This window comes from Acinetobacter brisouisimilis (assembly GCF_000368265.1).
In the GTDB taxonomy this organism is placed as follows: Bacteria; Pseudomonadota; Gammaproteobacteria; order Pseudomonadales; family Moraxellaceae; genus Acinetobacter.
On sequence record NZ_KB851219.1, the window covers coordinates 1,996,670 to 2,022,895 of the forward strand.

Here is a 26,226-nt window from a genome sequence, read left to right on the forward strand (position 1 = left end):
TGTTTAGTCTTATGATCCCGATTCTGATTACCCAGTTTGCCCAAGCGGGTTTAGGGCTGATTGATACCATTATGGCGGGGCATTTATCTGCCAGCGATTTAGCTGCGATTGCAGTCGGTGTCGGGATCTGGATTCCTGTCATGCTGATGTTTACAGGGATTTTACTGGCAACCACGCCTTTGGTTGCTGAAGCACTGGGCGCTCGGCAAGAACATCAGATTCCACATATTGTCCGCCAATCATTATGGGTTGCAGGGCTACTTGGCATTTTAGCCATGTTACTGCTCCAGTTTATGCCGCTGTTATTACCGTTATTTAAAGTTCCTTTAGATTTGATGCCTAAAGCCAGCCTGTTTTTACATGCTGTTGGTTTTGGTATGCCTGCGATCACTTTATACACGACACTACGTTGTTATTCTGAAGCACTGGGCTATCCGCGCCCTGTAACCGTGATTAGTTTGTTGTCTCTGGTGATTCTCGTTCCGCTTGACTATATTTTTATGTATGGCATCGGCCCGATTCCACATTTAGGCAGTGCGGGCTGTGGTTTCGCTACCACGATTTTACAATGGCTGATGCTGGCAACTTTGGCGGTTTATATTTGGAAAGCAAAAAAATATCAAACTCATAAAATTTTCGGCGTTTGGGAAACTCTCGACAAAGCCATCCCAAAACGTATTTTGGCCTTAGGTGTACCCATTGGCTTGGCGGTATTCTTTGAAGTCAGCATTTTCTCAACGGGTGCAATTATTTTAAGCCCCCTCGGCGATACCATTATTGCCGCGCATCAGGTTGCAATTTCGGTGACGTCACAACTGTTTATGATCCCGATGTCACTGGCAATTGCCCTGACCATTCGCGTCGGCACGTATTATGGCGAGAAAAACTGGGAAGGCATGCGTAAAGTGCAAAAACTGGGGCTAATGACAGCGACAGCTACAGCATGTCTAACCATGAGTTTTATTGCCCTGTTTCACAACCAGATTACGGCGCTATATACCAGTGACCCTGCCGTGGCACAGGTGGCGGTGTATTTGCTGTTTTTCTGTATCGCCTATCAAATGATGGATGCATGGCAAGTCAGTGCCGCAGGCTGTCTACGGGGGATGCAGGACACCCAAGCCCCGATGTGGATTACTTTACTGGCCTATTGGGTGGTGGCATTACCGCTGAGTATTTACTGGATTCGCTATCAGCACATGGGGCCACAGGGCATCTGGATTAGTCTGATTGTAGGTTTGGCGGTGGCATGTGTGCTGTTGCTTGGGCGGTTATATCGTATGAATCAGCGTTTAAGAGCGCGAACCGAATGAATTTATTTTCATAGAAATAAAAAAACCGCATCCATGACAGATGCGTTTTTTTTATGGCTTGAGAAAGTCGGAACTTAATGCACTAAAGCATCCGCAATCGCTTCAACCAACTGCTGTGCGATTTCCTGCTTACTGGCTTTGGCAAGGTCACGTTTTGGTAACGCATGCTGTTGTGCAAAAAATACCGTCATGGCATTTTCATCGGAAGCAAAACCAATGTCGCTACGTGACACGTCATTGCAGGCAATCATATCCAGTTTTTTCGCCACCAGTTTGCCTGCGGCATATTCTTCAACATTGCGGGTTTCTGCGGCAAAACCGACCATAAACGGGCGTTTCTGCTGCTGAGCAATAGTTGCGACAATATCGGGATTTTTAATCAATGAAACATCCAGTTCATCGCCCGATTTTTTAATTTTATGCTCGGCAACCTGCGCCACACGGTAATCTGCCACCGCAGCCGTGGCAATAAAAATATCACAGCCATATTCAAGCTGCTGCAAGCTTTGATCCAGCATTTCCAAAGCCGAATGTACATTCACCCGTTGCACACCATTTGGCGTATCGAGGTTCACAGGGCCTGCAATTAAAGTGACTTTTGCCCCTGCAGCATAGCAGGCACTGGCTAAAGCAAAACCCATCTTACCTGTACTGTGGTTAGAAATATAACGTACAGGATCAATCGCTTCACGGGTTGGCCCTGCGGTAATCATCACACGTTTGCCTGCCAGTAAACCAAATTTTTCAGCAATTGCACGCTGGGTCTGATGAAAATACAGTTTGACCTGTTCTGCCAGAAACTCAGGTTCTGGCATACGTCCCAAACCAACATCACCACAGGCTTGTGACCCTGCCGCAGGCATAATCACATGCACACCATCTTCAACCAGCATCTGCAAATTACGCTGGGTGGCTTTGGCTGCCCACATTTGCTGGTTCATGGCAGGAGCAACCCAGACAGGCGCTTTGATTGCCAGATATAAGGTGCTGAGCAGATCATCGGCTAGACCATGTGCAAACTTGGCCAGCGTGTCACAACTAGCAGGTGCAACCAGTAACAGGTCAGCCCAACGTGCCAGTTCAATGTGCCCCATTCCCGCTTCAGCTTCTGGATTGAGCAATTCGGTATGTACCGTATTGCCTGAAAGTGCCTGAAAAGTGAGTGGGGTAATAAACGCTTGCGCGCCATGAGTCATCACCACACGGACATTAAAACCGTAGTCTTTTAGACGGCGAACCAGAATGGCGCTTTTGTATGCAGCGATACCGCCGGTTACAGCCAACAGAATGTTTTTGCTTGAAATTACGCTTACATCAAAGCTCACGAGGGGCTACCTTTGTGTTGCAGTGGCGCTCACAATAGCATTAAATATAACGAATCCCAAGTCATGGGAAAAACAACAACGATTTATTTAGAATTAAAAAATATGAGTTTATCTAGCATTAAATCATGGCCTGAACAGGAACGCCCACGCGAACGATTATTAAACCAAGGCGCGAGCAGTTTATCCGATGCCGAATTACTGGCCATTTTTCTGCGCTCAGGTTCACAGCAATATTCTGCCGTAGAGCTTGCCCGTGTTCTGATTCAGCATTTTGAAGGGCTTGCGCCTGTTTTTGATGCTTCACTGAACGATTTATCCAATTTTCACGGCATTGGTCCAACAAAATACGCACAGCTTATGGCAGTCAAGGAACTGGGACGGCGTTATTTGAGCCAGAGCTATCGGTCACTGCGCCAAGCACTGGATTCATCGACCTTGGTCATGGACTATTTACGCTATGAACTGCAAGGTGAAAAACAGGAAGTGTTTGCGGTGCTGTGTCTGGATGCCGAATTACATAAACTCGACTTTAAGAAATTATTCTTTGGTTCACTACAACACTGCAGCATTTCCATCAATCAACTGCTGCGCTATGCCATCTCTCAACACGCTGTACATATCGTGATTGCCCACACCCATCCCTTTGGTGTGGCGCAGCCTTCAGCTGCCGATTATGAATTGACAAAGCAGATTGCTACCGCCTGCCAACTGCTTGAAATCCAATTACTTGACCATTGCATTATTTCACCAACAGGTTCATTCTCTTTCGCGGAGCAACAGCTTTTGCCTTCTCCTTCAGAGCTGAACAAGTGATAGAAACCTTATGATTATCCGTGATAAAAGTAATATTTTTAACCTGTTATTTTCTTGGAGAGGGACGATTTTACCCAAAGTCCTACCGTCTTTAGCGGTAGTGATGCTGGCTTCAACAGTGACTGCAACACTGACCTATTATGGCATGCTGCATGTGCCACAAGTCCCTGCGATTGGCTTTACCATTTTTGGGGTCATTCTGTCGATCTTTTTGGGCTTTCGTAACAATGCCTGCTATGACCGTTGGTGGGAAGGTCGCAAGCTCTGGGGTGCACTGATTGCCAATGCCCGCCATATGGATCGCGATACACGCGTCTTGTCACATGCACGCCGCGAACGGGTGATTCACCATGTGATTGTATTTGCCAACATGCTACGTGACCGTTTGCGCCATCAAACTGCCAACCCGACCCAACTACTTGAAACAGGGCGTTTAAATGAACATGCTGTGGAACGGCTCAATCAGCATCTGAACGCACCACAATATACATTGGGGCTGATTCAGTGGGAGCTGATGCAAGCACTCAAAGACGGCGAAATTAGCGATATTTTGTATCAACAAGTCAACAGTCATGTGGTAGATATGGGCAATGTTCAGGCAGGCTGTGACCGAATTGCCAGCACCCCCTTACCTTTTTCTTATTCAGTGTTGCTGAACCGTACCGTGTACTGTTTCTGCTTTCTGCTGCCTTTTAGTCTAGAGTCAATTTTAGGCTTGTGGACACCACTATTTGTCGGGATTCTGGCGTATTTGTTTTTGGGGCTCGATATGCTCAGCGCTGAACTTGAGGAGCCGTTTGGCACTCAAGACAACGATTTACCACTAGATTCGATTGTACGCCTCATCGAGCGTGAATTACTGAGCTCACTGGGTAAGCCAATCCCTGCCCCGATTCAGGTAGACAATCACAATTTGCTATAAAAAATCATTAAATGCTCACATGAGCATTTTTTCACTCCAATAACCACTCAAGGAATGATGCTGTGATTAAAATTTTAGGTCGGGCAGACTCGATCAATGTCCGCAAAGTGCTTTGGCTCTGCGATGAATTAAATATTGCCTATGAACGTGAAGATTGGGGACGTGGTTTTCAGTCACCTCAAGCACCAGAGTTTGTCAAACTCAACCCTAATGCCACCATTCCTGTGATCATTGATGGTGATTTTGTACTTTGGCAGTCCAATTCAATTATTCGCTATTTAGCCAATGCTTATGTGGGGCAAAATCTTTATCCAACCAATGCCAAACAACGTGCCATCATCGATCAATGGATTGACTGGCAAGGCATTGAGCTGAATAACAGCTGGACGTATGCCCTGATGAATTTGTTTCGTCATTCGCCTGAACATCAAGATCCAAAGCTGGTGGAAAAAAGCATTCAGGCATGGAGCAAAATGATGAAGATAGTTGAGCAACAACTGGAAAAAACAGGGGCCTATATCACAGGCGAACATTTTTCTTTAGCCGATATTGTAATTGGGTTATCGGTACAGCGTTGGTACTTAACTCCTTTTGACAAACCAGATTACCCACAGGTGAAGCGTTATTATGAATTACTCAGTCAGCGTGAAGCCTATCTGCGCTGGGGCAATAATGGGCAAAATTAATTGAAACATCTGTAACCTGTACTTTTCATCTCAATCTTTAAAAAATCTAAATCTGTTTTTGATGAATTGCCCCTAATCATTTTTGAGTGGCTTTGTATGCTTGATCTTTCTCCTTAAAATTAAGATCGCCATGCAAGCCACCATCCTGTTCAGTATGCTGATTTTCTCGTTCAGCATGTCCATTTCACCTGGCCCTATAAATATCACCATTCTTTCATCCAGTCTGATTTACGGGGTGAAAAAAACGTTGCCTTTCATTTCAGGAGCAACCATCGGATTTACATTGCTGCTGATTTTGATGGGGTTTGGCTTTTCCAAACTCCTCATACTTTATCCGTTTACGTTTAAGGGCTTAGCAGTGGTGGGAGCGCTATTTATTGGTTATACAGGCTACAAAATTTTAAGCTCATCCGCACAGATTCAAATCACTCACCCACATTCAGCACCTAAGTTTTATCATGGTTTTCTGTTGCAATGGCTTAACCCTAAAGCGTGGATTGCATGTGCCTCAGGGGTCACACTTTTTTCTGTCCCAGATCGCTCTGCGCCATTAATCATTTTTATTAGTCTGTATTTTTTAGTGTGTTACGGTTGTTTACTACTATGGGGAATGTTCGGGCAAAAACTGGCTCATATTGTCACGCACCCCACACGCATAGGCATGTTAAATGTCATCATGGGCGGAGCTTTGATTATTGTGGCTCTCTCGATGCTGCTTCAGCTACTGAAGGATTAAATGCTCGATAAACATATTGAATCAAGGTATAAGCAATACCGCTGATAGGAACATTTGCATGCCAAACCGCATACACACTGAGTGGTGGCAATCTCCACTCGGGTAAGACTTCGACAACTTGTCCTGTTTGTCGATCTGCTTGTGTTAATTCATCAGGTGGTGCAGCAAGCCCTGCATGTAGTTTAACCAATGCATATGACGCCTCCACGTTATTGACATAAACTTGTGGCTGATAGCAAATTTCAACTTCTTCACCCGTCATACCATGCTGAAGCCTTCTCGAATTAGGGCGCATACTCAAACCAATCCATCGCATCTGTTGCAAGTCATCTGGCTGTTGAACAGGTGGATATTGGTCGATAAATTTTTGCGTCGCCACAATACGGCGTGGCAATCCAAACAGATATTTGGCTTTAAATGCACTACTCGGTAATTCACCTATCCGAAATGCGACATCAATATTTTCTTCAATAATATCGCTACGCTGATCATCACAGGTAATCTGTAAGTTTAAATCGGAATACTGTTCAGCAAATGCCATGACATATCGCATAAATTGTCCGTGAATAAACACGGCAGGAATCGAGATGTGTAACTTCTGCTTGGTCATAAGTGAGCGCTGCTTAAACTCGCTCATTCCTGTTTCATACAGCTCCAAGATTGACTTTGCTGTTTCTAACAGTCGTTCACCATCATGGGTTAAGGTCATATTTCGCGTATTGCGGTAGAATAATGCACACGCTAAATTTTTTTCGAGTTTATGCAAATGCTGACTGAGTGTAGCACTCGATAAACCCAGAACTTTTGCTGCTTTTGAAATCGAGCCAAATTCTGCAATCTTGGCAAAAATAATTAAATAACGAATATCTTCAATCATTGTTTTTGTCTAATTCGTTGAAAACCATAGGTCCAGATTTAACGAAAACTCTCCCAAATCCCCACCTGTTCAGGTCTTGGACGTGGTGCTTGTCCAAGCTTGAGCCATGGCATATGTTCACCATGAAAATCACTACCGATAGAGACCTTTAAATTGTTTTGCGCAATCATGCGATCAACCATTTGCCGAGTCGACAGTGAGTCTATTTCAGGTGCAAGTTCAACGGCATCTCCTGCACTCTGGGCAAATAAATCAATCAAATATCGAGTATTGGTCGCAGACAAATCATAACGGGTCGGATGAGCCAGTATCGCAAAACCCTGTGCTTCATGAATCGACTGTACGGTATCTTGAATACTCAAACCATCAAACTTGACATACGCAGGTTTACCTTCTTTTAAGAAGCGGTCAAAAGCTTGCTGCAAACGGCTGACCACACCATTTTTGAGTAAGGCTTTGGCAATATGGCTGCGGGTAATCCGATCAGGCTGTTGCTCAACTTCCAGTAAAATTTCAGGATATAAATCAATTTTGACCAATTGCTGCAATTTTTCGCAAATACGCTGGGCACGTTCAGCCCGAATTTTCTGCTGCAGTTCTAAAACATATTCTAAAGGTTCAGGATTTTGCATATTCAGCGCGATAATATGCACACTATAGCTTTTCTTGGTGGCAGGACGTGACCACTGGCTGGAAATTTCCACACCCGAAATTAACGAGATGCCATATTGCTCAGCCGCTTGTCTTGCCCGTTCAATTCCCTGCATCGAATCATGATCAGTTAAGGCAAGCACATCAATATTACGTTCGGCAGCCAGTGCCAAAAGCGCTTCTGGTGACAAAGTCCCATCAGAAATGTTGCTATGTGTATGTAAATCTATCACCTGCATATTTTATACTATGCCATTCTTGAAACTGGATTAGATACTCTAACATGAAAGCACTTTTAGACTTTGTGCCGCTCATTATTTTCTTTTACTTATATAAGACTGTTGATCCGACCGACAAACATCATCCTTTACTCACTTTGATTGGTTCACCAGGCGGGATCGACAATAATAATATTCTGGCAGCAACCACAGGTCTGATTATTTCCATGTTAGTGGTTTACGGTGCATTATTTGTTTTCCAAAAATTCCGTTTAGATAAACAACAATGGATCGTGCTGTTTATGACGGTGATTTTTGGGGGCGTCACCTTACTCTTGAGCGATGATTTTTATATTCGTCTCAAAGCCGCACTTTTAAATCTGGTCTTTGCAGGTGCATTTGCACTCTCTCCATTTTTTACCAAAGATCGTAATACCCTGATTCAGCGCATGTTCGGCCCGATCCTTGAACTGACCTCATCGGCATGGAAAAAACTCAATTATGCATGGGCAGCAATGTTTGTGGTGATGTCAGGTTTACATGTGTTCTTCGCATTTTTATTTGCACATGGCAAATATTGGGGAGAATTTACTGCATTTGGTGACATGATCGTGATGTTTTCTTTTATCATTATCCAGTTTGTCGTATTACGAAAACATTTCAAATCTCCAGAAGAGTAAATCAGAGAAGATTATGGCTTTATTTGTAGTATCCTGTACCGACCATGAAGGTACTCTTGAACAACGTATTGCATCCCGTCCTGCACATCTGGCTCGCCTTGAACAGCTCAATGCTGAAGGTCGTCTGATTCTTGCGGGCCCTATGCCCAAACAGCCAGGTAATCCACAAGCGGGATTTTATGGCAGCACCCTGATCGTTGATTTTGATTCTCGTGAAGATCTCGACGACTGGCTGAAAGAAGAACCTTATCTCAAAGCAGGGGTTTATAGTCAGGTTGACGTTAAACCTTTCATTCAAGTTTTCCCAAAAGGATAAAATCATGCGTGTTGTTGTACCAAGCTTACTCAGCTTGCTTCTGCTTAGTTCTTCAGCATGGGCTGTTGAAACAGCAACTCAGCCGCAAGCTGCTGCACCCACGGGTACAACAGCAACAGCCCCACCGACAACACAAAAACCTGCTACACTCGCACAGCCCGCAGCTAAACCTGCGGCTGCCAAACTCAATCAGCCTGCCCCAATTATGGAGCTGACACCTGCACAAATTGCCCAGAAAAAAGCCGAAGAAGATGCTCGCATTAAAGCATTAGTCAAAAACCAATCGACGCGTATGCAGCAATTGGAAAAAGCTAATCTGGATGCATTAGCACAAAACCAAGCCCTCCAGCTTAAAAATGACAATTTAAATGTACAGGTTCAGGTGTTACAAAGTGAACGTAGTGCTCAAATCTTTATGTATGGTGCAGCGACCATGGGCGTTGGGGTATTAATCGGCTTTCTGCTCGCAAGTTATATTCATACCAAACGTCGTCGCCAGTGGTAAATCTGAGGTAATTTTGCATGTTTAGTGCAATTGAAACGGCTGAGCTGGATTGGCAGCAGGTCGATGGCATTGATGTACCCATTTCCAAACAATTTGGCGATGTCTATTTTTCCAAAGACAATGGCTTACTCGAAACTCGCCACGTTTTTCTCAATGGCAATGATTTAACTGAACGTCTGTCACAGCTTGATGACTATGCATATTTTTGTGTCGGTGAAACAGGTTTTGGTACAGGTTTAAATATTCTGGCCTTGTGGCAACTGTGGCAGCAAGTACGCCCCAATAATCACAGCCATTTGCATGCCATCAGTGTCGAAAAATTTCCACTATCCAAAACTGACTTGATTCGAGCGCTCAATGCATGGGAAGAGCTACGTCCTTTGGCTGAGCAGCTACTTGCCCAATATCCCCTACCGATTTCAGGCTGTCATCACCTTAATTTTCCAGAAGAACGCTTTAGCCTCGATTTATGGCTCGGCGATGCCGAAGACGTGTTTCCGATTATGCCGAAAACCTGTCAGGTCAATGCTTGGTTTTTAGATGGCTTTGCACCTTCATGCAATCCTGAACTGTGGCAGCAAAATGTACTGGATCAAATTATCCGGCTGTCAGATGTCGGTACAACTTTTGCCTCGTTTAGTGTTGCAGGTATCCTCAAACGTGGCTTAAAACAGCATGGCATACAGATCTCTCGTCCACGCGGTTTTATGCACAAACGGGAAATGCTCAAAGGCATTTGGGCCGCCGAAGAACAGACTTCGCAACAGCCACAACCCAAACCGACTCAAAAGACCATTGCAGTCTTAGGCGCGGGGATTGCAGGCTTATCTACGGCATGGGCTTTTGCACAGCGCGGTCACAAGGTACATCTGTTTGATGGTAATGGTCCACTCTCAGGCGGCTCAGGTAATCCTTTAGCCTTGCTCAATCCAAAGCTTTGTCCGATTCAACAAAGCCATGAACATCTGATGTTGGTGAGCTGGCAATATGCCCTACGGCATTATCCGCAATTTCAAGCCTTTCGCCCGTTACAGGTCAGCCAGTTTGATCTCAAAGCCAATGGTGAGCTGGCAAAACTGCCTGACCAATATCCTGAAGGTTTACTGACAGCACAAACGCATCCTGAATTGAACAGCGTGTTCTCAGGGATTACTTTAACTCAGGCAGGTGCCGTGTCCCCGCATCAACTGCGCGATGAGATTTTGGCACATAAGAATATTCATTTTCATCCACAGCACATCACAGCATTGAGTCATAACACACCAGTTCAGTTGCTGGATCAACAGCTCTCTGTATTGCTTGAAGCAGATCACGTGATTGTGTGCTGTGCGCTAGATAATGCCCAGTTCTTTGAAAACTACCCTGGACTAAAACCAATTCGTGGGCAAGTCAGCTGGGTTAACAATGCAGCGCAACCTTTAGCGACAGATCAAGCGTATAGCTATGGTGGTTATTGTATGCAGCTCAATGCGCAAGAACTGATTCTAGGCGCATCGTTTCATCCACAGCGGGATGATGTTGATGTTCTTGAAGCTGACCATCAGCATAATCTGGAATTATTGCAGCAGCTCAGCCCAGAATATGCCGCAATGCTACCAGCGATCAACTCTTGGCAAGGACGTGCCTCGTTACGTGCACAAAGTCAGGATTATTTTCCATTGCTAGGTAAACCAAATGCTGAACGTGAAGTGTATAGCTTTGCAGGATTAGGTTCAAAAGGCTTTTTATATGCACCGTTGTGTGCTGAGATTTTAGCAGCTGAGATTCTTGGAGAGGCTTGTCCTGTACCAATGACTTTACGTCAAAAATTACAGCTACAACGCTTTCAGAAAAAATTGAAGGTCAAAAAGCCCTATTTTGTGAAAGAAGTGAAAACCGACGAGAAAAAAGAATTGTAAAATTTATTATGATTATTTTTCTTTAAACCGCACCTTTAGCTAAGGTGCGGTTTTTATTTGCTTTAATTTTGTTCGATTGGTAGACCCGCCTCTTTTGCTGCACGTGTTCCACCCATCAGGATCACATATTCACGACCGCTATCAAAACCCTCCAGTTTTTCAGCTGCACGTGGGGCTTTACTGCCGCCGCCACAAAGAATATAAATTGGCTGACCCGCACCCACTTGAGTTAAGCAGCTGATATTCAAGTCATTAATAGGCTGATTGATTGCCCCTTTGATATGACCTTCTGCATAGGCAGCAGCATCACGAACATCCCAAATGACCGCGTCTTCTGGGAACTCAAATGTTGTAATTTCTTGTTTACGGATCATTGCGCACTCCTTTGATATAAACAACACTTGGCAAATGAAGAAAACCCTCTTAGCATCTCAAATATTTCATCCATTTGTAAAGGTCTCAACATGCCATCATTTGATATTGTATCTGAACTTGAGCTATTTGAAGTCAATCATGCTGTACAAAATACACAAAAAGAGATTGCAACACGTTTTGATTTTCGTGGTCAGGATGTTTCCATTGAACTCAATGAAAAATCAAAAGAAATTAAAATTTCGACTGAAAGTGATTTCCAATGTGAACAGGTCTATAGCATGCTCGAAAACCACTTTTACAAACGTAAAATTGATGTTCAGGCACTTGACCCACAAAAAGCCGCAGCCTCTGGCAAAAACGTTGTACAGGTGATCAAGCTCAAAGATGGGCTAGATTCAGATACTGCGAAAAAAATTAATAAATCTATTAAAGAGAGCGGTATTAAAGCGCAGTCTTCAATTCAGGGCGATAAAATTCGTGTGACTGATAAAAAGCGCGATACATTACAACAAGTAATGAACTACCTTCGCGAACAACAGTTTGGTCTACCTTTGCAGTTCAACAACTTTAAAGATTAAACCTTGTTGTATAAAAAATCCCCGTAGTTCATTTTACGGGGATTTTTAACATCTCATATTTAAGCTTTTGTCTGACTTAAAAATTTCTGTTTGGCTTCTTCTGGAATCTGGCGCTTATGCCCTTCTTCATCGACTGCAACAAAGGTAAATAACCCTTGGGTAATGCGTTTCGGTTCACGTGAGCTATCATGGCTGTCCCAAACTTCGATTTGCATCTGAATTGAGGTATTACCAACCTTGAGAATCTTGGTATAACAGCTTACGACATCACCGACCTTCACAGGCACGAGAAAAGTCATTTCATGAATAGAAATCGTAGCACAACGTCCTTTACTAAAACGCTCGGCATGAATTGCTCCCGCCAAATCCATCTGCGAAACAATCCAGCCGCCAAAAACATCACCACTCCAGTTAGTATCTGCTGGCATAGCAATGGTTTGTAATGACAATATCCCTTCTGGTTTTATGTTTGAATTTGGCACTTCTGCTCCCTATTTCATTAGTTGTTGATCTAGCCATTGCTTTAATTCGCTAGAACGTAATGCACCGCTTATTCTACCAATTTCGTTGGTTTTATTCATCAAAACTAATGTTGGAATACTACGAATATGAAATGCCTGACTTAAGCGTGGATTCTGCTCGGTATTAATCTTGGCAAAAATCACATTGGGATACTGCTTAGCAACTTCAGTAAAATGTGGTGCCATCATCTTACATGGACCACACCAATCGGCCCATAAATCAATAAAAATCGGCAAATCACTGTTTTGTAAAATTGTACTGAAATTTTGTTCATTGAGTTCAATCGGTGCCAATGGCAATAAAACCTGATGGCACTGACCACAATGTGGCTGTGCTGCTAGTTTTTCTTTAGGCACACGATTTTTGGCTAAACAGCTTGGGCATACCACGATCATGAGCCAATCTCCTCAATTATCTTTATTGCTATAACAATGAGGGTAAAACCTCAAAATTAAAACACTTAGCCCAAGAAAAAATCACCTAACCTTAACCTGATTTAACGTTTCATCATCAAATTACAGCGAGAGTTTGCGCTATCACAATAAGGTTAATGCTATGATAAACCAATCAAAATCAAACCCAGTTGGAGTTAAGCATGACTGAAAATGTCGGTTTTGCAGGCCAGATCGCCCCTGAACACGTTGCACAAATTGTAGAAAAAGGCTTTAAATCTATCGTCAACAACCGCCCAGATTTAGAAGGTGGTGCTGAACAGCCAACCAGTGCACAAATCGAAGAAGCTGCACGCCAAGCAGGTTTAGACTATGTCTATCAACCTGTTGTTGCAGGGCAAATCACAGAGCTAGATGTACGTACTTTTGCAAATCATTACAATGAGTTACCAAAACCGATTTTAATGTTCTGTCGTACAGGTAACCGTTCAAACAACTTATACCAACTTGCGAAACAAATGGATTTGCTTGACGATTAAATCCAGACTCCCTGTATTGCAACCTTGCAATACAGGAGAATTTTAAATGCAGATTTGGAGAATCACGATCATGAAATGGATTGTAATCAGCTTAAGTTGTCTGATATTACTCACCGCCTGCAATAGCATGGATACCACCAAGCCAAGAGCCAGTATTATGGTCGGTACAAGCATTTAAAACGCAGTATTGTTAAAAAATGCAATCTGCTACCTGAAAGAAGTGAATATCTTTTATAGTTTTATAAAGGAATCCATACGTTAGAATAACAACATGTACGACTTGATTATTATTGGTGCTGGTACAGCAGGTATTAGTGCCTATAAAGAAGCAATTAAATACACGCAAAACCTGTTAATTATTAATGCAGGTGCTTGGGACACAACGTGTGCCCGTGTTGGATGTATGCCCAGTAAAGTCTTAATTTCCTGCGCCAATCAACTCCATGCAGCACAACATCTAGATCGGGTTGCCATTCAGGCAACTATCACGGCCAAAACTGATCAAGTTATGTCACATGTACGTCAATTACGTGATCGTTTTACAGATGCTACACTCAAAGATGTCGACAGTTGGAATGCTGCACATAAAATCAATGGACAAGCACATTTTGTAGATGCTCAAACAATTGAGGTGAATGGACAACGTTACCAGGCGAAAAGTTTTATTCTCGCAGTTGGCTCCACACCGAATGTCAATACAGCATGGCAAACGGCTCTAGGCGAACGTCATCTCACCTCAGACCAAATCTTTGAACTCGATACCCTTCCTCAATCTATTGCTGTGGTGGGAAGTGGCATTATTGCTATTGAGCTAGCACAAGCCTTGCAGCGCTTAGGTGTGAAAACCACCATTTTTGCACGGAGTAAACGCATTGGGCAATTAACCAGCCCAACACTACAACAACTGGCTCAACAAGAACTCAGCAAAGAGCTGAATATTCTATTTGAAACCTTACCAGACACCGTACAATTGAATGCTGACCAGCAGGTTGAGATTCAATATACACAGCAACAACAACCTCAAACACTTCATGTAGATTATTTGTTAAATGCTACAGGTCGAGGCTCACTGCTACCAAGCCTGCAACTTGCAAATATTGAAGCAAGTTTTCAGGATATCAAACAACTCCCGATTGATGAAAAAACCCGACAACTTAGCAATTACCTGATTTTTATTGTTGGTGATGCAGCGACAACGACTCCCGTACAGCATGAAGCAGCGCATGAAGGTAAAATGGCTGTACATAACTGCTTAAATTACCCAAATATTCAAAATATTAAGACTTTAACGCCTCTAAACATTGTTTTCTGTTCTCCTGAGATGGCAAGTGTAGGACAAAGCTATAAAGAGCTTCAAGCAAAAAATATTCCTTTTATTCTTGGTACAGCCTCTTATACAAAACAAGCACGCGCTTTGGTTCTAGGCAAAAATCAAGGAGCTGTTGAGGTATATATTGACCCAAAAAATAACCAGTTACTTGGTGCAGAATTACTGGTCGAAGCTGCCGAACATTTAGCACATTTACTCAACTGGGTTATTTCCGAACAGCTCACAATTGATGAGATTTTAGAAAAACCGTTTTATCATCCAACATTGGAAGAGGGTCTAAGAACTGCATTGAAGCATGCTCGGCGGCAATTAAATGTTCTGTAAGGAGTTTTTTGACGTTTCGACTATTTTTTAATAATTAGAAAAGTAATTGATTAATTGATTTAAAATTTAGACTCCCTTTATATTAAGCTGCTTTTAAAAATATCTAAACGATTCATAAATTACTCTTAGGAGCTAAGGGTGAAAAAGTTAAGCTTTATTGAATATACCTATTTTTTGATTTTAATTTTCGAATTAAAATTAAAAACCTATTTTTTAATGTATTTTTATATAAATTCAATGAAAATCTAATATTCGAGTTAAGAGTAGCCACTAAAATAGCTTTTGATGGCATTGTTTACGACTTATAGAAGACAGCAAGCCAAATGGTAATTTGATTTGGATTCGTCCAGATCACCTTATGTTTTACATGGGCAGGAATATTTATGTAATCGCCAGTGGACAACTCACATTTTGAACCATTCTCAAATTCCAAGGTGGCTTTTCCTTCAACAATCATGACCCATTCATTCTCATCCTGATCGTACCAACCTATATCTGGTGAACAATGCCCTTTTGAAATTATACGCTCAATTCTTACTGTTGACGAACGAACAATGTCCTCAAACACTTCTGAACTTAGATCTTTTGGAAGTGAATCAAATATATTAAATGAATTCATAGTAAAGACGATTCGATTATGAGCTAATAGCACATTAACAGTTATTTGTAGTTATAGCCTTATACTAAATACTTTTTTCCCACGCATAAAAAAGCACCCCCAAATACTAAATACTTTTTTCCCACGCATAAAAAAGCACCCCCAACGGTTAAGTTGAGGGTGCCTGGAATAATGAGCTGGCGATGACTTACTCTCACATGGGTAACCCCACACTACCATCAGCGCTAAGAGGTTTCACTTCTGAGTTCGGGAAGGGATCAGGTGGTTCACTCTTGCTATGGTCGCCAGCACAACTGTTATGGACATTTTCGGGTTTTATGCTCAGATCACGTTGATCTTGTTGCTACCGTACTGTGTACCAAATGAGTTATTAACAAATTGGTTTGTTGAGTCTTACTTTAAGCAGTTCATTTTAGCGTTTTGCTTAACTTAATCAAGCTGTTTTGCTGTTTTATGAATCGATTGAGCTTTATATACAACTGCTTGGGTGTTGTATAGTCAAGCCTCACGAGCAATTAGTATTGGTCAGCTTCACATATCACTATGCTTCCACACCCAACCTATCAACGTCCTAGTCTCGAACGGCTCTTTAGAGGAATAAATTCCTAGGGAAATCTTATCTTGAGGTAGGCTTCCCGCTTAGATGCTTTCAGCGGTTATCCCTTCCGAACATAGCTACCCGGCGATGCGACTGGCGTCACAACCGGTACACCAGAGGTTCGTCCACTCTGGTCCTCTCGTACTAGGAGCAGATCCTCTCAAATTTCCAGCGCCCACGGTAGATAGGGACCGAACTGTCTCACGACGTTCTAAACCCAGCTCGCGTACCTCTTTAAATGGCGAACAGCCATACCCTTGGGACCTGCTTCAGCCCCAGGATGAGATGAGCCGACATCGAGGTGCCAAACACCGCCGTCGATATGAACTCTTGGGCGGTATCAGCCTGTTATCCCCAGAGTACCTTTTATCCGTTGAGCGATGGCCCTTCCATACAGAACCACCGGATCACTAAGACCTACTTTCGTACCTGCTCGACTTGTGGGTCTCGCAGTTAAGCGCGCTTTTGCCTTTATACTCTACGCGTGATTTCCGACCACGCTGAGCGCACCTTCGTACTCCTCCGTTACTCTTTAGGAGGAGACCGCCCCAGTCAAACTACCCACCAGACATGGTCCTCGCTCCAGATTATGGAGCAGAGTTAGAACCTCAATATTACCAGGGTGGTATTTCAAGGATGGCTCCATTGGAACTGGCGTCCCAACTTCAAAGCCTCCCACCTATCCTACACAAGTAAGATCAAAGTTCAATGTCAAGCTGCAGTAAAGGTTCACGGGGTCTTTCCGTCTAGCCGCGGGTACACCGCATCTTCACGGCGAATTCGATTTCACTGAGCCTCTGCTGGAGACAGCGCCGCCATCATTATGCCATTCGTGCAGGTCGGAACTTACCCGACAAGGAATTTCGCTACCTTAGGACCGTTATAGTTACGGCCGCCGTTTACTGGGGCTTCGATCAAGAGCTTCGCTTACGCTAACCCCATCAATTAACCTTCCAGCACCGGGCAGGCATCACACCCTATACGTCCACTTTCGTGTTTGCAGAGTGCTATGTTTTTAATAAACAGTTGCAGCGGCCTGGTTTCTGTGGCTGCCAACAGCTCATCCCGCAAGGAGAATCACCGTCAGCAGCGTACCTTCTCCCGAAGTTACGGTACCATTTTGCCTAGTTCCTTCAGCAGAGTTCTCTCAAGCGCTTTGGTCTACTCGACCTGACCACCTGTGTCGGTTTAGGGTACGATTCCTGTGTAACTGAAGCTTAGAGACTTTTCTTGGAAGCATGGTATCAGCCACTTCACTGTACAAGTACAGCTTGCTATCAACTCTCAGCATAGAGCACCCCGGATTTGCCTAAGATGCATGCCTACTGTCTTCCACCTGGACAACCAACGCCAGGCTGACCTAACCTTCTCCGTCCTCTCATCGCATTACACAGAAGTATTGGAATATTAACCAATTTCCCATCGACTACGCCTTTCGGCCTCGCCTTAGGGGTCGACTCACCCAGCCCCGATTAACGTTGGACTGGAACCCTTGGTCTTTCAGCGAACGGGTTTTTCACCCGTTTTGTCGTTACTCACGTCAGCATTCGCACTTCTGATACCTCCAGCAGACTTCTCAATCCACCTTCATCGGCTTACAGAACGCTCCCCTACCACTTACGCATAAGCGTAAATCCGCAGCTTCGGCACATAGTTTTAGCCCCGTTACATCTTCCGCGCAGGCCGACTCGACTAGTGAGCTATTACGCTTTCTTTAAAGGGTGGCTGCTTCTAAGCCAACCTCCTAGCTGTCTATGCCTTCCCACATCGTTTCCCACTTAACTATGATTTTGGGGCCTTAGCTGGCGGTCTGGATTGTTTTCCTCTTGACTACGGACGTTAGCACCCGCAGTCTGTCTCCCGGATAGTACTCATAGGTATTCGGAGTTTGCATCGGTTTGGTAAGTCGGGATGACCCCCTAGCCGAAACAGTGCTCTACCCCCTATGGTATTCGTCCGAGGCGCTACCTAAATAGCTTTCGGGGAGAACCAGCTATCACCGAGTTTGATTAGCCTTTCACCCCTATCCACAAGTCATCCCCCGGCTTTTCAACGACGGTGGGTTCGGTCCTCCAGTTAGTGTTACCCAACCTTCAACCTGCTCATGGATAGATCACCCGGTTTCGGGTCTATACCCAGCGACTAAAACGCCCTATTAAGACTCGATTTCTCTACGGCTCCCCTATTCGGTTAACCTCGCCACTGAATATAAGTCGCTGACCCATTATACAAAAGGTACGCAGTCACACCACGAAGGTGCTCCCACTGCTTGTATGCATGCGGTTTCAGGATCTATTTCACTCCCCTCACAGGGGTTCTTTTCGCCTTTCCCTCACGGTACTAGTTCACTATCGGTCAGTCAGGAGTATTTAGCCTTGGAGGATGGTCCCCCCATATTCAGACAAGGTTTCACGTGCCTCGCCTTACTCGTCATCATTATATGTGCCCTTTCGTGTACGGGACTATCACCCTCTACGGTTGCACTTCCCAGAGCATTCCGCTAAAACACATATAACTTAATGGGCTGATCCCCGTTCGCTCGCCGCTACTGAGGGAATCTCAATTGATTTCTTTTCCTAAGGGTACTGAGATGTTTCACTTCCCCTCGTTCGCCTTGCAACACTATGTATTCATGTTGCAATACCTACCTTATGGTAAGTGGGTTTCCCCATTCAGACATCTCCGGATCACAGGATATTTGCCGCCTCCCCGAAGCTTTTCGCAGGCTATCACGTCTTTCATCGCCTCTGACTGCCAAGGCATCCACCACATGCACTTAATTACTTGACTATACAACCCCAAACAGTCGTTATTACCTACAAGTAGTAATAAGACATGATCAATGATTTCTCATCAATCTCTTACAGTTTGAAGTACTGTGAACTTAATCACTGTACAGCTTCAATCTAATTCATATACCAAAACGCTTGATTCAGTTAATTTGCTAGTTCTCATTTCAATTCTTAATTAAACCGTAACACTTACGCATTACTGTCAATCTTGAATTAAATGAGTTGAACAATTTATTTCAGACTCAATTTTACCAATCTGTTAATGAGTTAATGTGTCCTCGTCGGATCACACTAATACCGTGATACTTAAATCACAGAAGTTAATAAAATTAAAACCCTTAGGTTTTTCTCTTACTAAATTCTGTAATCTTTAGCTCGAATTCTAATCTTCAGAATTCGTGGTGGAGACTAACGGAGTCGAACCGTTGACCTCCTGCGTGCAAAGCAGGCGCTCTACCAACTAAGCTAAGTCCCCAGCTTATCATTTCGATTTGTATATCTAAGTTTCTGTAACCTTGATCTCTCAATCTCAGTTGTAGACTTGGTGGGTCTGACAAGACTTGAACTTGTGACCCCACGCTTATCAAGCGTGTGCTCTAACCAACTGAGCTACAGACCCATTCGATATACCAGAAGAACAACTTGTTGTGGATTCTTACCAATCAATCCGTCTTTTCGTTAAGGAGGTGATCCAGCCGCAGGTTCCCCTACGGCTACCTTGTTACGACTTCACCCCAGTCATCGGCCACACCGTGGTAACCGCCCTCATTGCTGTTAGGCTAGCTACTTCTGGTGCAACAAACTCCCATGGTGTGACGGGCGGTGTGTACAAGGCCCGGGAACGTATTCACCGCGGCATTCTGATCCGCGATTACTAGCGATTCCGACTTCATGGAGTCGAGTTGCAGACTCCAATCCGGACTACGATCGGCTTTTTGAGATTAGCATCCTATCGCTAGGTAGCAACCCTTTGTACCGACCATTGTAGCACGTGTGTAGCCCTGGCCGTAAGGGCCATGATGACTTGACGTCGTCCCCGCCTTCCTCCAGTTTGTCACTGGCAGTATCCTTAAAGTTCCCGACATTACTCGCTGGCAAATAAGGAAAAGGGTTGCGCTCGTTGCGGGACTTAACCCAACATCTCACGACACGAGCTGACGACAGCCATGCAGCACCTGTATCTAAGTTCCCGAAGGCACCAATCCATCTCTGGAAAGTTCTTAGTATGTCAAGGCCAGGTAAGGTTCTTCGCGTTGCATCGAATTAAACCACATGCTCCACCGCTTGTGCGGGCCCCCGTCAATTCATTTGAGTTTTAGTCTTGCGACCGTACTCCCCAGGCGGTCTACTTATCGCGTTAGCTGCGCCACTAAGGTCTCAAAGACCCCAACGGCTAGTAGACATCGTTTACGGCATGGACTACCAGGGTATCTAATCCTGTTTGCTCCCCATGCTTTCGTACCTCAGCGTCAGTATTAGGCCAGATGGCTGCCTTCGCCATCGGTATTCCTCCAGATCTCTACGCATTTCACCGCTACACCTGGAATTCTACCATCCTCTCCCATACTCTAGCTAACCAGTATCGAATGCAATTCCCAAGTTAAGCTCGGGGATTTCACATTTGACTTAATTAGCCGCCTACGCACGCTTTACGCCCAGTAAATCCGATTAACGCTTGCACCCTCTGTATTACCGCGGCTGCTGGCACAGAGTTAGCCGGTGCTTATTCTGCGAGTAACGTCCACTTACTTTGGGTATTAACCAAAGAAGCCTCCTCCTCGCTTAAAGTGCTTTACAACCAAAAGGCCTTCTTCACACACGCGGCATGGCTGGATCAGGGTTCCCCCCATTGTCCAATATTCCCCACTGCTGCCTCCCGTAGGAGTCTGGGCCGTGTCTCAGTCCCAGTGTGGCGGATCATCCTCTCAGACCCGCTACAGATCGTCGCCTTGGTAGGCCTTTACCCCACCAACTAGCTAATCCGACTTAGGCTCATCTATTAGCGCAAGGTCTAATGATCCCCTGCTTTCTCCCGTAGGACGTATGCGGTATTAGCGTTCCTTTCGAAACGTTGTCCCCCACTAATAGGCAGATTCCTAAGCATTACTCACCCGTCCGCCGCTAAATCCAGGAGCAAGCTCCCTTCATCCGCTCGACTTGCATGTGTTAAGCCTGCCGCCAGCGTTCAATCTGAGCCATGATCAAACTCTTCAGTTTAAAATCATTGCACTTTACTAAAAGTGCTAAATCTGGCTCATTAATCTTACTGACTAAAAATTCGCTCAAATAAACTTCGAGAAATTTCTACCAATTCAATCAATGAAATATATATTCGACTGATCAACCAGTAAAAATCCACACAAGTTGTTCTTCCAATTCTCTTAATGATCTTCTCGATGATTCGTCATCATCAAGCTAGGTCGGCTATGTTACTCTATTTTATGATAAAGTCAACAGGTAATTTCGATATTTTTAAAACTCATTCAATCAACCTAAAATCTAACTTATCAAGCTAAATCCTTGTTAATCAACAAGTTTTTATCTGCATCACCGCCGATGGATACGCATTATAGACCATAACCATTCTAACGCAACCCCCTTTCTCAATATTTATCTCCACCTGTTTCTTTTTTAACCTATTTCGGGGTTTTTAATGGCTGAAAGGCTAAATTTTGAGCTAAATAAAATAAAAATTCTTTTTCAGATCGGTCTATTTCTTGCCATTTCAATGCACGGCAATCGACATATTCACAATACCCCGCGTCAGATTGGTAATTTTTCTGATTAAATTTGAGCCGATAGCTAAAGCTACCAACATATCCTGCACCAAATCCAAACTTATAATCGCCTCGTGCCGTTGCAAAAAGCTGTAATTGAATTTGAGAATGCTGTAAATGCCATGAAAATTCGCGTGGCAAATACATACTCAGACCATTTGGAGTTATAACCTTAGGATAGACTCTGGCAATTTCAAATTCTACATCTCGGTTATATACCTGAGTTTTTTGCTGCTGCAAGTCAAAAACTATAAGTTTGCTATGAATAATTTGATTAAATCGGTTACGGACCTGATAAAAAATAAATTGCCACTGTTCAACTTGTATAATTTGTCGTGTATAAAAATGCCAGTTCCAGAATGGTAGCTGAACTGTGCGGGCATAACTCCATAACCCTGTAGTTTGAATTTGATAGTATTGATGTTTATCACTCAATGTTCCGTGCATCTCAATCGGGCAAAGCCATTGTTCTGCAATACCCAAATTGAATAGATGATTTTTATACTTAGGTGCATGCAGCTGAATATTGAGTTCAAACTGTAATTCACTCTGTTGCTGAATCAGCTTTAAGCCATTTGAATTTTTAATAATTTTTATATTTTGTGCGAAGTCCAGAAACTCTGGTGTTTGCCCACAATCATCCTGAATTGAATAGCTATGCAAACAACTCAAATGATTTAGGCTACAAGAATTAAACACCAAAGCTGTATCTAGCTCTGTTGTAGCAATTTCAGATGGATTATAGAGAACGGGAATATTGGGAACGCCAAGCAAAGTTAAGAAATTTAGATAATAGAGTGGCGGAGGTAAATTCAGAAAAACCAAACCATAATGTAGTGTTTTATATTGGACGTTTGGCAACCATTGTAATTTTGCAAGGCTTGGAGGCTGTTTGGCAGACTTGGAAAAACTGTTCCACTTCATTACAACCTCCTTGAGCTCGGTGTTTATTTTTATGTTACTTTTTTCCTAGCTAAAAAAGTAGTCACAATCCCTGAAAGCGCGTAAATACTTGCAACCACCAGTATGCCTACAGGAATGTTATAGGTCATTGCAGCCAAAATCAGTACTACAGGCAACATTACTACAAAAGGAACGCGTCTGCGATCCATCTGTTTAAACGAGTAATACTTCATATTGGAAATCATCAGCAAGCCAACCACAACCATAAAAATCGCATATCCGATTTGAGTGGATAATTCTTTGACATGGAAGACATATGAATAATCGCGACTCACCCAGACCAAACAGATCACTAAAATTGCAGCTAAAGGACTGGCAACACCAATAAAGTAGCGTTTGTCGACCACGCCGATTTGCACGTTGAAACGTGCTAGACGAAAGGCAGCACACGCAGTATAGACAAAACAACAAGCCAAACCTATACGCCCCAAACCGTGCAAACTCCAGCTATACATCAGGATTGCAGGAGCAAGACCAAAAGCGATCAAATCGGAAAGTGAATCAAATTGTTCACCAAAAGCACTTTGTGCACCAATTGCACGCGCCACACGACCATCAAGCCCATCGAACAATGCTGCAAGAAATATGGCATAAATCGCATGTATAAATTGGCCGTCCATACTCGAAATAATCGAATAAAATCCAGACAACAATGCTGCTGTTGTAATCAGGTTAGGCCATAAATAAATCCCGCGCCGCTTGATGCGCTGCCCTTCATGCGTATGTTCTTCTTCGATGACTTCAAATGTTAGCCCATCATAAGCATCATCTGAGCAATCTCCGTTGTGTTTGGGCACATTGGTCATGTTGTTGCTTCCCCAATATTGTTTGATTAAAACCGTATGTATTATTCACCCACTAACCATTTGACTGCAACTGAACCACTGTTCTCTTGCATGCGCAAATGTGGGAGTAACCAATGTAATGCTTGATCTGCTTGTTCAGCAAACTGCCAAGGTGGATTAATAATCAACATACCACAGCCATTTAAGCCTACTGGGGTATCATCTGGCCAAACACAGATTTCACAAACGAGCTGACGGCGAATCCCCGTTTTACTCATTTTTTTCTCAAAACGTTCAATCATCGGGCGATCTTTAATTGGGTACCATACCGCAAATACGCCTGTTGGCCATTTTTTATAGGCATTCACCAACAGCTCAACCAATTGAGGAAAATCCTTACGTTCTAATTCGTAAGGTGGGTCAATCATCACCAAACCACGTTTTTCTTTCGGTGGAATCACACCGAGCAATCCTTCATAAGCATCACGCTCATGCAAGCCTGCACGTTTGTCACGAATATTGTGGCGTAATTGATCAAACACATCACGCTGCATTTCAAAAATGGTGGCTTTGTCAATGTCACGCATACCTTGCAAAGCAAACCATGGTGAACCTGGGTAAGCACCACGCCCGTCTTCGGCACGCATACTTTCAACCAAATTCAAATACTGCTGCACAGCTTCGGGTGCTTGACGTTTCTGAATTGAGGGCAATTGCACCAGACGATGAATGCCTGAAAGGTATTCCCCTGACTTTTGGGCAGGCGCTTCTGACAAGTCATATTTTCCCGCACCGCCATGCGTGTCAATATAACGATAAGGTTTATCTTTTGCATTCAGGCGCGTCAGAAGTTGTAACAAAAGTACATGCTTCATGACATCCGCGAAGTTGCCAGCATGAAAATGGTGACGATAATTCATGTTTGTATCAATTCCTAAAATCAACAGCTATCTTAACATGAAAAAAACATCGATGCGGATTGGGCACTTGTTCTAAAATGGCTCAGCTTTTTTATATGATTAGATTTTTTGGAGAATTATGGCTGAAACTTTATCAAACCTTTGGGATATTAATAAAATTATCAATGATTTGGATGACACTGGATTCAGTGTGATTGATCAGGCGTATTCTAAAGAATATTTACAGTCAGTCCATCAGGAATGTATGCACCATTTAAATGAATTTCGGGATGCTGCCATTCAAAATGGTGTAGTCAGCCAGATTCGTAGTGATCATATTTTATGGATCAATGACAATTTGCCAATTGCTGAACAACACGTTACAACACTGATGCATCTGGCTCAAGAACTCAATCAGGCATTTTTCTTCGGGATTCGCGAAGTGGAAGCGCACTTTGCCTGTTATAACGCAGGTGAATTTTATGCCCTACACCGAGACAACCCTCAGAAAAAGAATGATCGTATGATTTCGGCGGTATTGTATTTGCATCCAGAATGGCATGAAGACTGGGGTGGGCAATTACGCCTGCAAGATAAACAGCAAAACTGGCATATTTTAGAACCTAAGCCAAATCGTATTGCGCTTTTTCAAAGTGATTTATTGCATGAAGTCTTGGCGGCGAAACAGCAGCGCTTGTCAATTACAGCATGGATGCGTAGCAATCACTCGATTTGGTCATAGTCACCACAGTTAATATTTTCTCACTTTAAAAGTGTCGAGATACCCGCATATACTGCAAATAAGCGATTGAGGATTGAAGTATGTCGAATAATAGCCAAGAGATTATTGCGCGGATCGGGGAAACCGACCAACTTTATTTAGAAGCCAATAGCCCCGAACTGGCTTTGGAACGCGGTAATTTACGCTTGCAGCTGGTAACGTTCAGCCACAATCGTCAAGAACAGCTTTATTTTTTACACGAAGCTTTGGCTATTTTGGAACAGGCTCGAATCGAGTTTGAAGAAATCTCGATCCAATTGTATGTGGATTTATCTTTACAGCTTGCCAAAGCATATATGATCTATTTTGAGCTCAGTCAGGATAATAAATTCGCACTGATTACCCAGCAAATTTTAAAACCATTATCTCATTTACCCTACGGTGATTTATATTTCTTCTTAGCATATGCCTCAATGGTAAAAAAAGAACAGGCGCTTACCAAGCACTGGCTGCGTAAATATGTTGTCAGTTCCGAATATGATCATGAGCTTCTACACACACATCCAGCCTTTAAACCACTGCGTAAGGAAATCTGGTTTATCGAATTGATTAAAACGCAGTTCCATTAAATAAAAAAACCTCTATGACACAACACATAGAGGTTTTTTAGTTGTCGATATCAAGCCAAAGGATATTGAGCATCTGTATGTAATAGTTCATTGAGTTCATCGACAACAATTGCCCATTCATCATCTTGGTCACAACGATGTTGTAAAAACTCGCGTTGCGATGCACTCCAGAATGGAGCATCTGCTAGATCAACATTTTGTGCCAGTTGATGTGTTGTGACAAACTCCTCTATCGCTTCTGCTTCTGCAGCCAAGCCGAGTTGTTGAAACAGTAATTTTAGTGTTGGTTGTTGTTCAAACATTTTTTTATTCTCCAGAGCGACATACTTTTATTCTAAGGAATTACTGCACTTTTGTTGAGCAATACTCAGTTGAATTCGTGTAAAGCCATAAAAAAAGCACCCCGAAAATGGAGTGCTTTTTTCAAATTTAATCTTGAAGAT

The 26,226-nt window shown here is 43.4% G+C and carries 25 protein-coding genes, 2 tRNA genes and 3 rRNA genes; 14 read left to right on the forward strand and 16 right to left on the reverse strand.

Annotated features, from left to right (window positions below; genetic code table 11):
• Positions 1-11: 11 nt before the first annotated feature.
• Positions 12-1,313 carry an MATE family efflux transporter gene (locus F975_RS13075; protein ID WP_051064838.1) on the forward strand — a complete coding sequence of 434 codons (1,302 nt, stop codon included), beginning with the start codon at positions 12-14 and terminating at the stop codon, positions 1,311-1,313.
• 74 nt (positions 1,314-1,387) lie between these two features.
• Here F975_RS13075 and coaBC read toward each other — a convergent pair whose 3' ends face one another.
• Positions 1,388-2,638, reverse strand: a complete 1,251-nt coding sequence (gene coaBC / locus F975_RS13080) for a bifunctional phosphopantothenoylcysteine decarboxylase/phosphopantothenate--cysteine ligase CoaBC (protein ID WP_004754100.1) — start codon at positions 2,636-2,638, stop codon at positions 1,388-1,390.
• Positions 2,639-2,701: 63 nt separating this feature from the next.
• Here coaBC and radC point away from each other — a divergent pair, with 63 nt between their 5' ends.
• From radC to F975_RS13100, 4 genes are all read left to right on the forward strand, one after another.
• The gene (gene radC / locus F975_RS13085; RefSeq protein WP_004754101.1) at positions 2,702-3,451 is read left to right on the forward strand and encodes a RadC family protein; all 750 of its coding nucleotides are present in this window, start codon (positions 2,702-2,704) and stop codon (positions 3,449-3,451) included.
• 10 nt (positions 3,452-3,461) lie between these two features.
• Positions 3,462-4,373, forward strand: coding sequence for a bestrophin family protein (locus F975_RS13090; RefSeq protein WP_004754103.1), 912 nt, complete (start codon positions 3,462-3,464; stop codon positions 4,371-4,373).
• Between the two features lie 62 nt (positions 4,374-4,435).
• Positions 4,436-5,059: a glutathione S-transferase family protein gene (locus tag F975_RS13095; RefSeq protein WP_004754105.1), complete on the forward strand. Its 624-nt coding sequence runs from the start codon at positions 4,436-4,438 to the stop codon at positions 5,057-5,059.
• 130 nt (positions 5,060-5,189) lie between these two features.
• Positions 5,190-5,795 (forward strand): LysE family translocator, encoded by a 606-nt coding sequence (locus F975_RS13100; RefSeq protein WP_004754108.1) that lies wholly within the window; start codon positions 5,190-5,192, stop codon positions 5,793-5,795.
• Here F975_RS13100 and F975_RS13105 read toward each other — a convergent pair.
• Positions 5,752-6,672, reverse strand: a complete 921-nt coding sequence (locus F975_RS13105; protein ID WP_004754110.1) for a LysR family transcriptional regulator — start codon at positions 6,670-6,672, stop codon at positions 5,752-5,754. The two genes, F975_RS13100 and F975_RS13105, sit on opposite strands and share 44 nt — an antisense overlap.
• Positions 6,673-6,710: 38 nt before the next feature.
• Entirely contained in the window at positions 6,711-7,562 is an 852-nt protein-coding gene (locus tag F975_RS13110) for a PHP domain-containing protein (protein ID WP_004754112.1), read from the reverse strand.
• A gap of 44 nt (positions 7,563-7,606) precedes the next feature.
• Here F975_RS13110 and F975_RS13115 point away from each other — a divergent pair, with 44 nt between their 5' ends.
• From F975_RS13115 to mnmC, 4 genes are read left to right on the forward strand one after another with little or no spacing between them, the layout of a single operon-like run.
• Positions 7,607-8,221, forward strand: coding sequence for a septation protein IspZ (locus tag F975_RS13115; RefSeq protein WP_004754114.1), 615 nt, complete (start codon positions 7,607-7,609; stop codon positions 8,219-8,221).
• A 13-nt stretch (positions 8,222-8,234) separates the two neighbouring features.
• Complete coding sequence (locus tag F975_RS13120) at positions 8,235-8,537, forward strand: YciI family protein (RefSeq protein WP_004754116.1); 303 nt, start codon at positions 8,235-8,237, stop codon at positions 8,535-8,537.
• 4 nt (positions 8,538-8,541) lie between these two features.
• Positions 8,542-9,042, forward strand: a complete 501-nt coding sequence (locus F975_RS13125; protein ID WP_004754117.1) for an SH3 domain-containing protein — start codon at positions 8,542-8,544, stop codon at positions 9,040-9,042.
• A 17-nt stretch (positions 9,043-9,059) separates the two neighbouring features.
• Entirely contained in the window at positions 9,060-10,940 is a 1,881-nt protein-coding gene (mnmC, locus tag F975_RS13130; protein ID WP_004754118.1) for a bifunctional tRNA (5-methylaminomethyl-2-thiouridine)(34)-methyltransferase MnmC2/FAD-dependent 5-carboxymethylaminomethyl-2-thiouridine(34) oxidoreductase MnmC1, read from the forward strand.
• 62 nt (positions 10,941-11,002) lie between these two features.
• Here the strand turns inward: mnmC and F975_RS13135 are convergent, their stop codons facing one another.
• On the reverse strand, positions 11,003-11,314 hold the full coding sequence (locus tag F975_RS13135; RefSeq protein ID WP_004754119.1) for a rhodanese-like domain-containing protein: 312 nt from the start codon (positions 11,312-11,314) through the stop codon (positions 11,003-11,005).
• A gap of 90 nt (positions 11,315-11,404) precedes the next feature.
• On the opposite strand from F975_RS13135, the gene F975_RS13140 reads away from it, so the two are divergent.
• Positions 11,405-11,893: a YajQ family cyclic di-GMP-binding protein gene (locus tag F975_RS13140; protein WP_004754120.1), complete on the forward strand. Its 489-nt coding sequence runs from the start codon at positions 11,405-11,407 to the stop codon at positions 11,891-11,893.
• Between the two features lie 59 nt (positions 11,894-11,952).
• Here the strand turns inward: F975_RS13140 and F975_RS13145 are convergent, their stop codons facing one another.
• Both F975_RS13145 and trxC read right to left on the reverse strand, forming a co-directional pair.
• Positions 11,953-12,321 carry an acyl-CoA thioesterase gene (locus tag F975_RS13145; protein ID WP_171063187.1) on the reverse strand — a complete coding sequence of 123 codons (369 nt, stop codon included), beginning with the start codon at positions 12,319-12,321 and terminating at the stop codon, positions 11,953-11,955.
• Positions 12,322-12,384: 63 nt separating this feature from the next.
• Positions 12,385-12,810: a thioredoxin TrxC gene (gene trxC / locus F975_RS13150; RefSeq protein ID WP_004754128.1), complete on the reverse strand. Its 426-nt coding sequence runs from the start codon at positions 12,808-12,810 to the stop codon at positions 12,385-12,387.
• Positions 12,811-13,010: 200 nt separating this feature from the next.
• Here trxC and F975_RS13155 point away from each other — a divergent pair, with 200 nt between their 5' ends.
• Positions 13,011-13,346: a protein tyrosine phosphatase family protein gene (locus tag F975_RS13155; RefSeq protein WP_004754130.1), complete on the forward strand. Its 336-nt coding sequence runs from the start codon at positions 13,011-13,013 to the stop codon at positions 13,344-13,346.
• Between the two features lie 271 nt (positions 13,347-13,617).
• Positions 13,618-15,000 carry a dihydrolipoyl dehydrogenase gene (locus F975_RS13160; RefSeq protein WP_004754133.1) on the forward strand — a complete coding sequence of 461 codons (1,383 nt, stop codon included), beginning with the start codon at positions 13,618-13,620 and terminating at the stop codon, positions 14,998-15,000.
• A gap of 295 nt (positions 15,001-15,295) precedes the next feature.
• Here F975_RS13160 and F975_RS13165 read toward each other — a convergent pair whose 3' ends face one another.
• From F975_RS13165 to F975_RS13205, 9 genes are all read right to left on the reverse strand, one after another.
• Positions 15,296-15,619 carry a cupin domain-containing protein gene (locus F975_RS13165; RefSeq protein WP_004754136.1) on the reverse strand — a complete coding sequence of 108 codons (324 nt, stop codon included), beginning with the start codon at positions 15,617-15,619 and terminating at the stop codon, positions 15,296-15,298.
• Between the two features lie 174 nt (positions 15,620-15,793).
• Positions 15,794-15,908, reverse strand: a 5S ribosomal RNA gene (gene rrf / locus F975_RS13170).
• 205 nt (positions 15,909-16,113) lie between these two features.
• Positions 16,114-19,007: ribosomal RNA gene (locus tag F975_RS13175) — 23S ribosomal RNA — on the reverse strand.
• A gap of 401 nt (positions 19,008-19,408) precedes the next feature.
• Positions 19,409-19,484: transfer RNA gene (locus F975_RS13180), tRNA-Ala, on the reverse strand.
• A 67-nt stretch (positions 19,485-19,551) separates the two neighbouring features.
• Positions 19,552-19,628, reverse strand: a tRNA-Ile gene (locus tag F975_RS13185).
• A 60-nt stretch (positions 19,629-19,688) separates the two neighbouring features.
• Positions 19,689-21,226: ribosomal RNA gene (locus tag F975_RS13190) — 16S ribosomal RNA — on the reverse strand.
• Together the 16S, 23S and 5S rRNA genes with 2 tRNA genes alongside form the textbook arrangement of a ribosomal RNA operon.
• 419 nt (positions 21,227-21,645) lie before the next feature.
• The gene (locus F975_RS13195) at positions 21,646-22,710 is read right to left on the reverse strand and encodes a DUF6670 family protein (protein ID WP_004754138.1); all 1,065 of its coding nucleotides are present in this window, start codon (positions 22,708-22,710) and stop codon (positions 21,646-21,648) included.
• 29 nt (positions 22,711-22,739) lie between these two features.
• On the reverse strand, positions 22,740-23,555 hold the full coding sequence (gene pssA / locus F975_RS13200; protein ID WP_004754141.1) for a CDP-diacylglycerol--serine O-phosphatidyltransferase: 816 nt from the start codon (positions 23,553-23,555) through the stop codon (positions 22,740-22,742).
• A gap of 41 nt (positions 23,556-23,596) precedes the next feature.
• Positions 23,597-24,454, reverse strand: a complete 858-nt coding sequence (locus F975_RS13205) for a 23S rRNA (adenine(2030)-N(6))-methyltransferase RlmJ (protein WP_004754150.1) — start codon at positions 24,452-24,454, stop codon at positions 23,597-23,599.
• A 115-nt stretch (positions 24,455-24,569) separates the two neighbouring features.
• On the opposite strand from F975_RS13205, the gene F975_RS13210 reads away from it, so the two are divergent.
• Together F975_RS13210 and F975_RS13215 are read left to right on the forward strand one after the other, a co-directional pair.
• Positions 24,570-25,175, forward strand: a complete 606-nt coding sequence (locus tag F975_RS13210) for a 2OG-Fe(II) oxygenase (protein WP_228127442.1) — start codon at positions 24,570-24,572, stop codon at positions 25,173-25,175.
• Between the two features lie 80 nt (positions 25,176-25,255).
• Positions 25,256-25,783, forward strand: a complete 528-nt coding sequence (locus F975_RS13215; RefSeq protein ID WP_004754155.1) for a hypothetical protein — start codon at positions 25,256-25,258, stop codon at positions 25,781-25,783.
• Positions 25,784-25,833: 50 nt separating this feature from the next.
• Here F975_RS13215 and F975_RS13220 read toward each other — a convergent pair whose 3' ends face one another.
• Positions 25,834-26,085 carry a DUF2789 family protein gene (locus tag F975_RS13220; RefSeq protein ID WP_004754158.1) on the reverse strand — a complete coding sequence of 84 codons (252 nt, stop codon included), beginning with the start codon at positions 26,083-26,085 and terminating at the stop codon, positions 25,834-25,836.
• Positions 26,086-26,226 lie beyond the last annotated feature (141 nt).